Origin of the sequence: Nocardioides sp. LHD-245 (assembly GCF_030929495.1) — a bacterium.
In the GTDB taxonomy this organism is placed as follows: Bacteria; Actinomycetota; Actinomycetes; order Propionibacteriales; family Nocardioidaceae; genus Nocardioides.
Genome location: NZ_JAVFWN010000026.1, coordinates 1 through 13,576 on the forward strand (window position 1 = coordinate 1; position 13,576 = coordinate 13,576).

The following is a 13,576-nucleotide window of genomic DNA, read 5'->3' on the forward strand; positions in this document are numbered from 1 at the left end:
GGTGGTGTCACGGCCGCGGTGACCGGTGACCCGGCGGTCTTCGTCTCGGTCTCCGCCGCCCACCAGGGCCCGGAGGGTGGCGGCCCCGTCGCCGCCATCGTCGACCTGGGCTGATCCACGCCGGTCGTTTCCGGTAGACAACGTCATACGTTCCGTGGGCTCGAGCCCGCGGAACGTATGACGTTGCGGCGTTTTCGGTCTCGGTGGTCTGCTGTGCGCGGTTCGAGAACGTCGCGGCGGCTCCGTGTCTCAGCCGTCAGCGGTTGGGCACTGGCACGACCTGCGCGGTGATGAGGGACTCAGCGCAGGCGTCGACCAGGCGCTGGGTAGCGACGGCTTCGTCGAGCGAGCACGGGTTCTCACGCTCGCCCGCCACGACGTCGAGGAACGCAGCGATCTCGATGGCGTACGCGTCCATGAAACGCTCGCGGAAATCGGTCACGGTGCTGACGGGCACCTCGAGCGGCTTGTTCGACAAGGGGCGCCGGTTGCCGATCACGCGGGCACCGCTGGCGTCCTCCTTCTCCACCGTCAGGTCGAAGCCCGCCACCGACTCGTAGCCGCCCCAGATCGTCGCGATGCCGCCGTCCTCGAAGGTGACGACGAGCGCCGCGGTCATGGCCTCCTCGTCCGCGGTCAGGGCACACACGGAGCGTGGCTGCGAGCCCGTCATCCAGCGGACGAGATCGAGCTCGTGGATGAGCTTGTCGGCGATGAGTCCGCCGGCACCGGCCAGGTACTCGGCGGTCGGTGCGAACGCCGTGGTGGACAGGATCCGCAGCATCTTCCTGCCCCCGGCCCACCCTTCCGCTGCGAGCTCCTGGAGCGCGGGGTCGAAGCGATAGTGGAAGCCGACCTGGACTGCGACACCACCCGCAGCGGCCTCTGCCGCGACCCGCTCTACGTCGGCGCTGGCCATGGCCACCGGCTTCTCGCAGAAGGTCGGCACCCCTCGGCTGATCGCCTCACGCAGCAGCGGGAGGTGCGTGGGCGTGGGCGAAGCGATGACGAGCGCGTCGATGTCGTCGAACAACTCGACAGTGCTTCGAGCGACGCTCGCCCGGGCGTCGGGTGCAGTGACCGTGAGCTCGGTGGCCCGCGAGACGTCCAGGTCGTGAACCTTGACGGTGCCGCATCGGGGATCGCGCAACAGGGAGGCGAAGTGCACCTCGCCGATCCGTCCCGCCCCGGCGAGCCCCACCCGCACGTTGCCTCGCTTGACGGATGGCTTCATAGCGAGCATCTTATCCACAATGCAATCATGATGTCCGTGCAAATGGGGCGAGTCGTCGCTCGCCTCGTCCTCTGACCAGCCGAGGAGATCTCCCTATGTCGCTCCCGTCACCGACCCCGGCCGTGCCTGGAGTGCGAGGGATCGATCACCTCGGTCTCACGGTGCCCAGCGTGCCCGAGGCATCTGCGTTCTTCGTCGAAGTGCTGGGCTTCGAGGAGTTCTATTCCCACGGACCGTACGTGGACGAGGAGGGGGACAGCCAGCAGGTCTACTTCGACCGTCACCCGCGCAGTGAGTGCGTGGAGATCCGGATGTTGCGTACGGCCAACCTGAACCTCGAGCTGCTCCAGCTCAACGCGCCCGACCAGGTCCGCGAGGTGCCGAAGACCAGCGACTGGGGCAGCGCTCACGCGGCCTTCTATGTCGACGACATGGCACTCGCCGTACAGAACCTCCGTGACCGGGGTGTGCGCGTCCTCGGCGGACCCTTGTCGCTTCCCGGCCCCGAGGCGGGTCAGGACGCGGAGTTCTGCTTCTTCCTGACGCCGTGGGGGCAGCCCCTGGAGCTGATCAGCTTCCCGCATGGCCGGGCACGGGAGTACGAGGAGGCCAATGCGACGAAGCTGTACTCGCCGACGAACCCCGAGACAGTGTGGTCATGAGCGGCGGACCGGGTCTCGCCGTCGTCACGGGAGCCAGCGGCGGCATCGGAGCCGCAGTCGCCCGACGACTGAGTGCTGTGGGGCACCCGGTGCTGGTGATGGCACGGAGGTCCAGGGCGCTTGCCGAGCTCGGCCTCGACGATGTCGTCGTCGCCGGAGTCGACGTGCGCGAGCACGACGCGGTCCGTGCAGCCGTCGAGGAGGCGGTCGAGAGGTACGGGCCCGTGCAGATACTGGTCAACAACGCGGGCGTGATGTCTCTCGGCAACGTGGCGACCCAGGATCTCGATGAGTGGCGAACGACCTTCGACGTCAACCTGCTGGCATCCGTAGCGCTGACTCGCTTGGTCCTCTCGTCGATGCTCGGCCGGGGTTGCGGGACGGTCGTCTTCGTCAGCTCGATCGCAGCGCGTCAGGTGTTCGGCCACCACGCGGCCTACTGCGCCAGCAAGGCGGCCACCCACGCGCTCGCCGACGCCACGCGGTTGGAAGCGGCTCCAGCCGGCGTACGTGTGGTCGAGGTGGCTCCCGGCTATGTCGCGACCGATCTCATCGCGAGCACCAGCGACGGTGCCCTGCGATCGGACTACCGGGCGCAGGTCGACGTCGCCCTCGATCCCGACGCCGTCGCCGCTACGGTCGAATGGGCATGCTCCCTACCAGCGGAAGTGTGCGTCAGGGAGGTCCATGTCGCCCACGCGCGTCAGCCATGAGCGCCGCCTTCGCTGCTGCCTGGAAAGGTGGTTCCCGTCGCGAGAGCCGTAGACCGGTCGCACGCCGGTTCAGCGGTGAACTGCGGGTCTTGCTCTGCGTCGTGACCTACGACTTCGAGCACATAGGAGAACCTCTCTTAAGCCGCGGCGACGATCGCCGGCACCGGTCCGATCAGGCTGCGGTGACCCGGCCGAGGAAGGCGCGCAGGTTCCGCTGCAACCGGACGATCCGGTCCTCGACCGGCAGCGTCTCCTGCGCAGCCGTCATCGCCGGCGCGGCCAGCCTGCCGCGTACGTAGAGGGAACAGGCCAGGTCGGCGCAGACGTCGACGCCGACGGTGTTGCCGGCCCGGCCGCGCTGCCCGGCCCGCGGCGCCACCATCAGCGACACCCCGGAGCCCGGATGCGTGGTCAGGCAGAGGGAGCACATCCGGGCACGCTTGGTACCGGCGTTGGTCGTGTTCCGCCGCAGCTGGACCCCGGCCAACCCGCCCTCGACCGGCGCCAGCACGTAGGCCTGCAGCGGCGCGCGCGGATCGATCCAGCCGAGGAAGTCCAGGCTCTCCCAGGGCCGCTCGGCCAGATCCACCGGGACGTTGAGGCGCTTGACGTCGCCTCGGGTGCCGTTGACGAACGAGGCGCGGATCTCGCGCTCGGTGACCGGGTCCATGCAGCTCAGCTCTTCGGGTAGGGGAACTCCGGACTGGCCAGGACGGCCATCATCCGGTTGACGTGCTCCTCGACGTCGGCGAGGGTCAGGCCGTCGCCGAGCACGCCGGCGGGCATGCCGGGCTGGCAGAGCCAGCACTCGCCGCTCCCGCCGGAGGTGATCGCGGCCAGGGCCGCTTCGGCGATCTCGGCCGGCTTGAGCAGCGGAAAGCCCCGCGCGGAGAGGAAGGCGGTGGCCTCGGCGCTCATCAGCGGCGTCTCGACCATGCCCGGGCAGATCGCGTTGACGGTGATGCCGCGGGCGGCCAGGGTCGGCCCGAGGCCGCGGACCAGGCCGATGACTGCGTGCTTGGCCATGCAGTAGACGGGGTCCTGCACATAGGGGAACAGGCCGGCCAGCCCGGACGTGGCGAGGATCGAGCCGCCGCGGTCGGGCTCCATCAGCCGCACGGCCTCCCGGATCCCGTAGACGAACTGGTCGACGTTGACGCCCAGCGCGCGGCGGTACCGCTCGTCGGTCACCGCGGCGATGTCGGTCTCGCCGGTGCCGGCGCCCGCGTTGAGGTAGACGATGTCGAGACCGTCCATCGCGGAGGCGGCCTGGTCGAACCCGGCGCGTACCTGGTCGGCGTCGGCGACGTCGATCCGCACGAACGATCCGCCGACCTCGGCGGCGGCCGTGAGGCCCGCGCTCTCGTCGATGTCCGCGATGGTGACGCGCGCGCCCTCGGCGGCCAGGAGTCGGACGGTGGCGAGGCCGATGCCGGAGGCGCCTCCCGTGATCAGGGCGCGACGGCCCTCCAGCGCGTTCATGCGATTCCTTTCGACAGGACCCGTCTCGAGAGGGAGCGATTTTCCGGAGAAGCTCGGGCATTGACGTATTTACGATACGAGACTACCGTATCATAAATTCTGTGATCACACTCACCTTCTCGGCGGTGAGGCGCTGTGGCGCGAGTCACCCCTAGAGGAAGGCAAGACGTGAAGATCATCAGTTCGACCAAGGCCAGCTGGCCGATCGCGGTGGCATCCGTGGTCGCCGCCGCCCTTGTCGCCGGATGCGGCTCCTCCGTGGACGGCTCCGCCAGCTCCGCCCGCGGGTACGACGGCACGACGATCACCGTGGCCGGCATGGGCGCGAAGGCAAACATGGGCAGCGCGGAGATCGGCGCCAGGGCCCGCATCGAGCGGTTCAACGCGGACCAGGAGATTCCCGGGATCACCATCGACTACACCGAGTTCGTCGACGACCAGGCCAACCCCGCGACCTCGCTGGCGGAGGCACGCCGCCTGGTGACCTCCGAACAGGTCTTCGCGATCGTCGGCGACGTCTCGCAGACCAACCCCGCGCAGTACTTCGCCCAGCAGAAGGTGCCGTACTTCGGCATCGGCCTCGAGCCGAGCTACTGCGCGGACAAGCCGTCCACCGACCTCTGGGGCTTTGGCTACTCCGGCTGCCTGACCCCGCTCGACCCGGAGAAGCTCCCCGACGCGTTCGGCCTGCTGCGGAAGTACGCGGCGGAGAAGACCGGCAAGGAGTCACCGACGATCGCGCTGTTCAGCTACGACGTCGAGTCCGGGCGGATCACCACCCAGTACGGCGAGACCGAGCTGGCCGGCGCTGGATTCGACGTCGTGTTCTCCAAGGCGATGGTTCCCCCACCGCCCGTCTCGGACTACACGCCGTACATCCAGCAGCTGCTCAAGGCGGACGGTGGCGACGCGCCCGACGTGATCCAGTGTTACCTCGGCCCCGACTGCGTGCAGATCTACGCGCTGCTCCAGGCCACTGGTTTCCAGGGCATCTACGCGCACAGTCTCTGGTCCGACGCACTGGTCGAGCCGCTGGCCGGCAGCGTCACCCCGATCGCCTGGGCCAACCCGAACGACTCCACCCCGGCGGCGGACCAGATGCGGGCCGACATCAAGGCGGTCGAGGCCGACCAGGCGATCGACATCGGCGTCATCTCCGGCTACTTCAGCGCTGCGATGTTCATCGACGCGCTCAAGAAGGTCGCCGCGGACGGCAAGGACGAGATCACCCCGGAGGCGGTCCGCGACGCCGCGTCCACGATGACCTTCGAGATCGAGGGTCTGGTCGGGCCGACCCGCTACCCGGACGCCTCCGCGGTCGCCACCGGCTGTCGATCGGTCCTGGAGTCCGACGGCACCCGATGGCAGACGGTCGAGGAGTTCACCTGTCTCGACGACACCTTCCCCAGCAAGTAGGAGACCGCTCGTCGCCGGGCGGCACCGCGCCCGGCGACGAGGTCCCCCTTCCCGTCCACCACTCACCGTGAGGCCCAGCCCGTTGGACAGCACCAGCCCCCTTCTCGACCTGCGCGAGATCACCGTCCGCTTCGGCGGCATCCAGGCGCTCGACCAGGTCGGCCTCACCGTCGGCCATGGCGAGACCGTCGGCCTGATCGGCCCGAACGGCGCCGGCAAGACGACGCTCTTCGATGTCATCTCCGGCGTCCGGCGGCCGAACGGTGGCACGGTCCTGCTGGACGGCGGTGACGTCACCCGGCTCTCGGAGACCGCGCGCGCCCGCCGCGGCGTCCGGCGCACCTTCCAGCGCGTGCAGACGTTCGGCTGGCTGAGCGTCGAGGACAATGTGCTCGTTCCGCTGGACGGCCGTCGTGGCGGCGGAGGCTTCGCCGGCGACGTGCTCTCGCTACCCGGCCGACGCAAGCGGGAGCAGCAGCGCCGAGCGCTCGTCGCCGAGGTCCTCGAGCGCTGCGGTCTCGCGGCGTACGCCGGCGAGCAGGCCTCCTCCCTGCCGATCGGCATCGCCCGGATGGTCGAGCTCGCCCGGGCGATCGCCGAGCCGCCGCGGCTGCTCCTCCTGGACGAGCCCGCCTCCGGCCTGGACGATGGCGAGGCCACCGTACTCGCGGCGCTCCTCGCCGACCTGCGCGCGACCAGCGGCTGCTCGGTGCTGCTCGTCGAGCACGACACCGACTTCGTGATGCGGCACAGCGACCGGATCGTCGTCCTCCATCAGGGGTCGGTCCTCGCCGAAGGGACACCCGCCCGGATCCAGGCCGAACCGTCCGTGCGCGCGGCCTATCTCGGGGGCGCACCGGACCGGGACGGAGCGCGGTCGGCATGAGCGAGCTCCTCAACCTCACCCTCTCCGGTCTGGTCACCGGCTCGATCTACTCGATCATGGCCGCCGGCCTGATCCTCACCTATACGACCTCGGGGATCTTCAATCTCGCTCATGGCGCCATCGCCTTCGCGACCGCGTACGTCTACTTTCAGTTGGACACCGGTCTCGGCATGCACCCGCTGCTGGCCGCGGCGATCAGCGTCTTCGTCTTCGCGCCGCTGCTGGGCCTGCTGCTCGACCGGATCCTGCTCCGGCGGCTGGCCAGCGCGCCCCTCTACGCACGGCTGGTCGGCACGATCGGGCTGCTGATCGCCCTGCCGAACCTGGTGATGTGGCTCGGTGAGACGGTCGGGCGCGACGTGCTCGGCCTCGGCCTGGCCGACAACTCCGCCGTGCGCGAGGGCACCCCGGTCCCGGGCGTCGGCCCGGTCCCGGCGAAGCTCTACGAGCCGATCCCCGGCATCGTCCTCAGCTCCGACCAGCTCGCGGTCTTCGCCGCCGCCGCCGTCTCCGCACTGGTGCTGTGGGTGATCATCCGCCGCACCCGGCTCGGGCTGCAGATGCGTGCCGTCGTCGACCGCGAGAGCCTCGCCGGGCTGCGCGGGGTGAACGCCGGCCGCACCTCGGCGATCGCCTGGATCCTGACGATGGTGCTCGCCGGGCTCGGTGGCGTCCTGCTGGCACCGCTCTTCGCCCTTCAGGAGGGCGTCTTCACCCTGGTTGTCCTCGGCTCCCTCGCCGCGGTCGTACTGGGCGGGTTCCGGTCGATCCCGATCGGCTTCGCCGGCGGCCTCGCGATGGGCGTACTCCAGAACTGGATCGCCGGCTACAGCGACCGGCTGCTGCCCGAGACTCTCAGCAGCCTGAGCGGTGTCAAGGCCGCGGTCCCGTTCCTGCTGACCCTGATCCTGCTGCTCTTCTTCGGCCGGGACCGCTCGCGGCGGGGCGGGTCGGTCGCGGAGGGGGCGCCGCCCGCGGACCACCGCGCGGGGCTCTCGCCGCTACGCCGCCGGCTCCCCTGGGCGGTCTGGACGCTGGTCCTGCTCGCCTACACGATGCACTGGCTTCCCTTCGGGGCACTGCAGGCGAGCGTCTACACCCAGACCTGGATCGCGCAGGGTCTCGCGATGGCCGTCATCTTCCTCTCGTTCGTGGTGATCACCGGTCTCGGCGGGATGGTCAGCCTGGCGCAGGCCGCCTTCGTGACGATCGGCGGCTTCGCCGCGGGCTGGGCGCTCTCCCAGCAATGGAGCTTCCTCGGCGCGACCCTGCTCGCGGTCGGGGTCGCGCTCCTGGCAGGGCTGCTGGTGGCGTACCCGCTCACCCGGCTCGGCGGGATCGGCCTGGCTCTCGGCTCCCTCGCCGCCGCCCTGGTCGCGTCGCTGGTGATCTTCCCGCTGCCCCGGATCGGCAACGGCGACGCCGGCTGGCCCATCGCCCAGCCGACCTGGGACGTCCCGGTGCTCAACCAGATCAACGACCTGATCGCGCCCGGGCCACAGCCGTTCTTCGACGGCTCGCAGCTGGTCGAGCAGATCCTGCTCTTCCTCGCCGTCTTCGGGCTGATCGCGCTCGGTCTCCACGGCTTCCGGCGCTCGGCCTCCGGGCGCGCGGTGCTCGCGGTGCGCAGCTCCGAGGTGGCCGCGGCGGCCGCGGGCATCCGGGTCAACCGGATCAAGGTGCTGGTCTTCGGGCTCGGCGCCGGCATCGCGGGCCTCGGCGGCGTGCTCCTCGGGATGTTCAGCTTCGAGGTCAGCAACGCCACCGCCCCGCCGATGGCGAGCCTGTTCTGGCTGGCGCTGGTCGTCCTCTTCGGCGTACGCCGGCCCGGCGGCGCGCTGCTCGCGGGCCTGGCGTTCGCGGGCGGCGGCGCGGTCTTCCATGCCCTCGCCGGCATCGGCTCCTCCGGCAGCGCGATCAACGAGCTCCTCGACTCTCCCTACCTGTTGCCGATCCTGGCCGGTCTCGGCGCGATCCAGCTCGCCCAGGAGCCGGACGGGATCTTGGCCCTGGTCGGGAACGACAAGCGGGCGAAGCGGCGGGCTCGTGCGGCTGTGGCCACCGTCCCCGCGACGCCGGCCGAGCGGCCGCTGGCGACCGGCCTCCAGGTCAGCGGGCTCGTGGTGGCCGGCGGAGACGGTCGCCGCCCGGCACTGAGCCTGGACGGCATCCGCGCCGGCTACGGGGAGGTGGAGGTGCTCCACGGTGTGGGCCTGCGGCTCGACCCGGGCACCGTGACCGCCCTCCTCGGACCGAACGGCGCCGGCAAGTCGACACTCTGCGCGGTCGCCGCCGGGTTGGTGGTGCCGACGGCCGGCCGGGTACTGCTCGACGGTGTCGGCCTCGACACTGTGCCGGCCTACCTCCGCGCCCGGCGGGGCCTGACGCTCGTGCCGGAGGCGCGGGGCGTCTTCCCGGGGCTCTCCATCGAGGAAAATCTCCTGGTGATGCTCGCCGACCCCGATCACCTGGACGCGGCGTACGAGCGGTTCCCGATCCTCGGCGAGCGACGCAAGCAGCCGGCGGGGCTCCTGTCCGGCGGTGAGCAGCAGATGCTGAGTCTCGCGCCGGCCCTCGTCGAGCCGCCGCGGGTGCTGATCGCCGACGAGCCGACCCTCGGGCTCTCGCCGCTGGTCGGCCAGCTGGTGCTGGACGCGATCGTCGAGCTCAGCGGCCGCGGCACCGCGGTGCTCCTCGTCGAGGAGCACGCGCACAACGCCCTGCGCATCGCCGACCGGATCGCGTGCCTGGCCCGGGGTCGGGTGGTCTGGCTCGGCGACGCCTCCGAGACCGATGTCGACCAGCTCGCCGGCGCCTACCTGGCGACCAGCCGGTCCTGACCGCCGACCTGTCCCACCGACGACGAAGAGAAGAGAACGTGACCCGACTGCTCACCACCCCCGTCACCCCCGACCTGGTCAGGGGCGTCCTCGACACGGAGCCCCGGCCGGACGGCGGCATCGTTCCGCACCGGCTGCCGGCTGCCGCCCGCGCGCTGGCTGACGGGCAGCTCGCGACGGCGGAGAGCCAGACCTCCGGCGTCCGGATCGTCTTCACGTCCGCGGCAACGGTCATCGAGCTGGAGACGCTGCCGACCCGGCTCGCCTATGTCGGCGCGCCGCCTCGCCCGCCCGGGGTCTATGACCTGCTCATCGACCGGAGCCCGGTCGCGTCCGGCACCGTCCTGGGCGGCCGCACGGTGACGACGGACATGATGACCGGAGCGGCCATGGTCGAGGAGGGGCCTACCGGCACGGTCCGGTTCAGGGGCCTGGCGCCGGAGCCGAAGGAGATCGAGATCTGGCTTCCCTGGAACGAGGCCACAGAGCTGGTCGCGCTCCGCACCGACGCCCCCGTTACCCCGGTGCCGGACTCCGGCCGGCGGGTCTGGCTCCATCACGGGAGCTCGGTGAGCCACGGCTCGGTCTCCGACGGTCCAGCCTCGACCTGGGTGGCGACCGCCGCGATCCGCGCCGGCGTCGACCCGGTGAACCTCGGCTTCAGCGGCAGCGCCCTGCTCGATCCGTTCACCGCCCGCGCCATGCGGGACACGTCGGCCGACTTGATCAGCGTGAAGCTCGGCATCAACCTGGTCAACACCGACCTGATGCGGCGACGCGCCCTCGCCCCGGCGGTGCACGGCTTCCTCGACCTGATCCGGGACGGCCACCCGGAGACGCCGCTCCTCGTCGTCTCGCCCGTGCTCTGCCCGATCCACGAGGAGACACCGGGCCCGCTGATGCCGGACCTGGCCGGTATGGCCGAGGGACGGATCAGCTTCCTCGCCTCGGGCGATCCGGCCGAGGTGGCCGCGGGCAAGCTGACCCTGTCGGTGATCCGCGAGGAGCTCGCCCGGATCGTCGAGCTCCGCGCCGGGGCCGATCCGCGGATCGGCTACCTCGACGGGCGCGAGCTGTACGGCGAGGCGGACGCGGAGGCGCAGCCGTTGCCGGACGCCGTCCATCCTTCCGCCGTGACCCAGCGCTCGATGGGCGAGCGCTTCGCCGGCCTGGCCTTCGGGCCGGGCGGCATCTTCGCCGCCGGCTGAGCCGGGGGCGGCCGTGTCCGGGGGCATCTGTCGCTCGAATTGCAATACGCAAGTCTCGTATCGTTTCATCAAGAGAGGAACAGCACGAATGTCCAGCGAACTGATCAAGGCGTCGCACGCGATGACCCCCGAGGACGTGGCCGAGTACGAGGCGCGGATCGAGGCCGTCCGCGCCAACATGCGCCAGCGTGGACTCGACGCCGTCGTCGTCGGCGACCACCCCTACGGGCTCGAGGACGGCTTCCGCTACAGCGCCTACCTCAGTGGGTTCGGCCTCAAGTGGCCGCTGTACCACAGCATCGTCGTCGTACCGGTCGAGGGACAGGTGACCCTGGTGGTCTCGCCTGGCCCTGGTGGCGGCGTCGCGGCCAAGGCGGCCGAGCGCACCTGGATCACCAACATCGTCAGCACCGTCGCCACCACCGCGGAGGAGAAGGCCCGGACCTTCTTCGGCCTGCTCGGCGCCGCGTACGACGAGGACGTCGTCGCCGCACTGCGGCAGTCCGGCCTCGAGCGCGGCCGGATCGGCACCATCGGCGCCTGGCCGGGAATCGAGGCGACCCGGGAGGCCCTGCCCCAGGCGAGGTTCGAGGTCGCCGACGCGGTCCTCAAGGACGTCGCCCTCACCATCAACTCGGCCTACGAGGAGACGCAGCTGGCCTACTGCCAGCGCGCCGCCGAGTCGACGATGCGCACCCTGATGGAGACCGCCCAGCCCGGCGTCCTCTACTCCGAGGTCTTCGCCGCCATGTGGCATCAACTGCTCGACCTGGAGTGCAACGCCTATCCGCTGTTCTCGGTGATGTCCGGCGAGGGCACGCCCTGGTGGCCCTTCGACGACCGGTACACGCTGCCCGACGCCCGGATCCGGGCCGGTGACCTGATCGGCGGGGAGCTGCCCGTCTCGCACCGCGGGTGGCACGTTCAGTTCTGCCGGACGTGGGTCGTGGGGGACCAGCCGACGGCCTCGCAGCGCCACCTGCTCGACGGCCTGCGCTCGGTCCAGGAGGTGATGCACGAGAACCTCCGCGAGGGGATCACCGGCGACGCCATGTGGAAGATCACGCTGGACGCCTGTGAGCGCTTCGACTTCGAGCCGATCGCCCGGTCCGGGCACTGGATCGGCTACTGGTCCGCGGGCGACCTGGGCAAGGACCTCGGCGACCAGCGTGACGGGCAGTTCCAGGACACGACGCTGCAGTTCATGCCGAACAACCCGAAGACCGTCGAGGACGGGATGGCCGTGGTCATCCACCCGACCCTTGTGCACCGGCCGACCAACCGGTTCGGCATCCTCGGCGACACCGGCATCTTCCGCAACGGCCGACTCGAGTACCTGACGGCGCCGCGCGAGGACTGGTGAACCCAGCCGTCGGCCGGCCACGGAGCTCCGGCGCGGACGAGGCGATCCTCCGCGCCGGGCGCGAGCTGATGACCGAGCACGGCTACGCCGGGTTCTCGATGGACGAGGTCGCCCGCCGTGCCGGCGTCGGTCGGCAGAGTGTCTACCGGCGCTGGCCGTCGAAGCCGGTGCTCGTTGTCGCGGCGATGACCTCGGTGGGCGCCGACGTCGACGTCTTCGCGGACACGGGCTCCTTCGAGGGCGACCTGCGCTCGGGTCTGGAGGCGATGCGCGCGCTCTACCACCGATCGAGCGCGGCACTCTTCGCCGACGTGTACTTCGCGATGGCCAGCGATCTAGCTGCCCGGGACCTGTTCAACGAGAACCACGTGAGACCGCGCCGCCGCTCGCTGGCGCGGGCCGTCGAGCGGGCGATCGAGCGCGGCGAGCTGGCCCGGGAGACCGACGTCTCGACGGTGACCGACCTGGTCTCGGGCCCGTTCCTCTACCGGCGACTGATCGCGGCCGACGACCTCCGCGACGTCCTGCTCGACGCGATCGTCGAGGCCGTGCTGCTGCTCTACGGCGCGAAGCCGCAGCAGTCCAGCGCGACCATCGACCGCTGCAGCCCGGCGTAGGTCGCGGGATCCCAGCCGGTGACCCGGTGCCAGCGATCCAGCCGGTACTTGGCGCTGTTCGGGTGGATCTGGAGGGCCCGGGCGCACTGGCTGATCGAGAAGCCCGACGCGGCGTAGGCCCGCACCGTTTCGGCGAGGTGCGGGCTCTGCGCCACGATCTCCGCGGCGATCGTGGCGTACGGCTCCAGTCGTGCGCGCGCGCCCTCCAGCGCGCAGCCCGCCCAGTCCTCGTCGAAGGTCGTCACCGCACCGGTGAGTCCGGCGCGTCCGAGCGCGTCCCGGGCGTCGCGGAGCGTCTCCGCCGCGCCGGCCGGACCGAGTCGGCTCCGGCCGACGCCGGCGGTCTTGGTCGTCGCGCCGGCGCTGACCGCCTCCGCGAGCGCGGTCGCGGTCCAGCCCTGGGTGAGGACCACCGAGCAGTCCTCCAGCCGCACCGCGCGGACCACCCGGTCCGGTCCGGCGAGGAGCGACTCGAGGGCCTCGGTCTCGATGACCGACAGCCCGCGGGCGCAGAGGGCGACGAACGCGTCCGTCGCCTCGAAGCCGAGCTGGCCGAGAAGCCGCGCGGCGTTCTCGGGCTCCTGATCGCCGTCCGCCGCCAGCGATGTGACGAGCCGTCGCATCAGCGCGGCCCGCTCGGTCGCCCGCTCGGTGCTCTCCTCGACGTGTCCTTCGGCCACCGCCGCGCTGAGCAGGTGCAGCCAGCTCCACACGAACTCGACCTCCGCGAGCAGTGCCCGCTGCTCGACGGGGGTCCCGGCCCGTGCCCGCAGCTCGCGCCAGATCGCCGGATAGGCGAGGTGGTAGGCGGTGACGACGTCCTGCAGCGGAACGCCCAGCTCGGCGCGGCGCGCGCCGAGCTCGCGGGCCTGCGCCACCTGCGCGGCTGTGGGGAGACGATGGGAGAGGAGCCCGCCGAGGATCGCGCGCAGCTGGCTCTCGACGCCGGCCAGGTGCTCGTCGGGGGTCATCCCCGCGTAGCCGGGGACCTCCCGGCGGATCTCCGTGGCGACCTCGCGGGCGAACGGCGCGAGCCGGGAGCGAACGTCGGTGAGCACCGGCCCGAGCGCGGACATAGTGCTGCTCGACGTGCCTTTGCTGTTCGTGATAATCACCAATCCTGCTTGGGAATTTCAGGGTTCTGTGGCTATCTTA

At 70.9% G+C, this 13,576-nt stretch carries 13 protein-coding genes; 9 read left to right on the plus strand and 4 right to left on the minus strand.

Translation table 11 applies throughout. The features are described from left to right. Positions 1-114: ring-opening amidohydrolase (locus tag RB608_RS27385; protein ID WP_308086240.1), on the plus strand; the 114-nt coding region annotated here is incomplete at its 5' end. A 142-nt stretch (positions 115-256) separates the two neighbouring features. On the opposite strand, the gene RB608_RS27390 is transcribed toward RB608_RS27385, so the two are convergent. Next, positions 257-1,234 carry a Gfo/Idh/MocA family oxidoreductase gene (locus tag RB608_RS27390; RefSeq protein ID WP_308091272.1) on the minus strand — a complete coding sequence of 326 codons (978 nt, stop codon included), beginning with the start codon at positions 1,232-1,234 and terminating at the stop codon, positions 257-259. Positions 1,235-1,329: 95 nt separating this feature from the next. Here RB608_RS27390 and RB608_RS27395 point away from each other — a divergent pair, with 95 nt between their 5' ends. Both RB608_RS27395 and RB608_RS27400 read left to right on the plus strand, forming a co-directional pair. Next, the gene (locus RB608_RS27395; protein WP_308091273.1) at positions 1,330-1,896 is read left to right on the plus strand and encodes a VOC family protein; all 567 of its coding nucleotides are present in this window, start codon (positions 1,330-1,332) and stop codon (positions 1,894-1,896) included. Next, positions 1,893-2,609 (plus strand): SDR family oxidoreductase, encoded by a 717-nt coding sequence (locus RB608_RS27400; RefSeq protein ID WP_308091304.1) that lies wholly within the window; start codon positions 1,893-1,895, stop codon positions 2,607-2,609. The genes RB608_RS27395 and RB608_RS27400 overlap by 4 nt, the downstream gene beginning before the upstream one ends. 172 nt (positions 2,610-2,781) lie before the next feature. Here the strand turns inward: RB608_RS27400 and RB608_RS27405 are convergent, their stop codons facing one another. Further along, positions 2,782-3,279 (minus strand): FBP domain-containing protein, encoded by a 498-nt coding sequence (locus RB608_RS27405; RefSeq protein ID WP_308091274.1) that lies wholly within the window; start codon positions 3,277-3,279, stop codon positions 2,782-2,784. Between the two features lie 5 nt (positions 3,280-3,284). Next, entirely contained in the window at positions 3,285-4,091 is an 807-nt protein-coding gene (locus tag RB608_RS27410) for an SDR family oxidoreductase (protein WP_308091275.1), read from the minus strand. Between the two features lie 168 nt (positions 4,092-4,259). Between RB608_RS27410 and RB608_RS27415 the strand changes: the two genes are divergently transcribed. The 6 genes from RB608_RS27415 to RB608_RS27440 all read left to right on the plus strand — a co-directional run bounded on the left by RB608_RS27415 (position 4,260) and on the right by RB608_RS27440 (position 12,421). After that, positions 4,260-5,507: an ABC transporter substrate-binding protein gene (locus RB608_RS27415; protein WP_308091276.1), complete on the plus strand. Its 1,248-nt coding sequence runs from the start codon at positions 4,260-4,262 to the stop codon at positions 5,505-5,507. 82 nt (positions 5,508-5,589) lie between these two features. After that, a complete protein-coding gene (locus tag RB608_RS27420) occupies positions 5,590-6,393 on the plus strand; it encodes an ABC transporter ATP-binding protein (RefSeq protein ID WP_308091277.1) in 804 nt (267 codons plus the stop codon). Then, positions 6,390-9,233, plus strand: a complete 2,844-nt coding sequence (locus RB608_RS27425; protein ID WP_308091278.1) for an ATP-binding cassette domain-containing protein — start codon at positions 6,390-6,392, stop codon at positions 9,231-9,233. The genes RB608_RS27420 and RB608_RS27425 overlap by 4 nt, the downstream gene beginning before the upstream one ends. Before the next feature lie 38 nt (positions 9,234-9,271). Then, complete coding sequence (locus tag RB608_RS27430; RefSeq protein WP_308091279.1) at positions 9,272-10,441, plus strand: SGNH/GDSL hydrolase family protein; 1,170 nt, start codon at positions 9,272-9,274, stop codon at positions 10,439-10,441. An 88-nt stretch (positions 10,442-10,529) separates the two neighbouring features. Continuing rightward, the gene (locus RB608_RS27435) at positions 10,530-11,804 is read left to right on the plus strand and encodes a M24 family metallopeptidase (protein WP_308091280.1); all 1,275 of its coding nucleotides are present in this window, start codon (positions 10,530-10,532) and stop codon (positions 11,802-11,804) included. Beyond that, on the plus strand, positions 11,801-12,421 hold the full coding sequence (locus tag RB608_RS27440; RefSeq protein ID WP_308091281.1) for a TetR/AcrR family transcriptional regulator: 621 nt from the start codon (positions 11,801-11,803) through the stop codon (positions 12,419-12,421). The genes RB608_RS27435 and RB608_RS27440 overlap by 4 nt, the downstream gene beginning before the upstream one ends. Here RB608_RS27440 and RB608_RS27445 read toward each other — a convergent pair. Further along, positions 12,364-13,497, minus strand: a complete 1,134-nt coding sequence (locus RB608_RS27445) for a helix-turn-helix domain-containing protein (protein ID WP_308091282.1) — start codon at positions 13,495-13,497, stop codon at positions 12,364-12,366. The two genes, RB608_RS27440 and RB608_RS27445, sit on opposite strands and share 58 nt — an antisense overlap. Positions 13,498-13,576 lie beyond the last annotated feature (79 nt).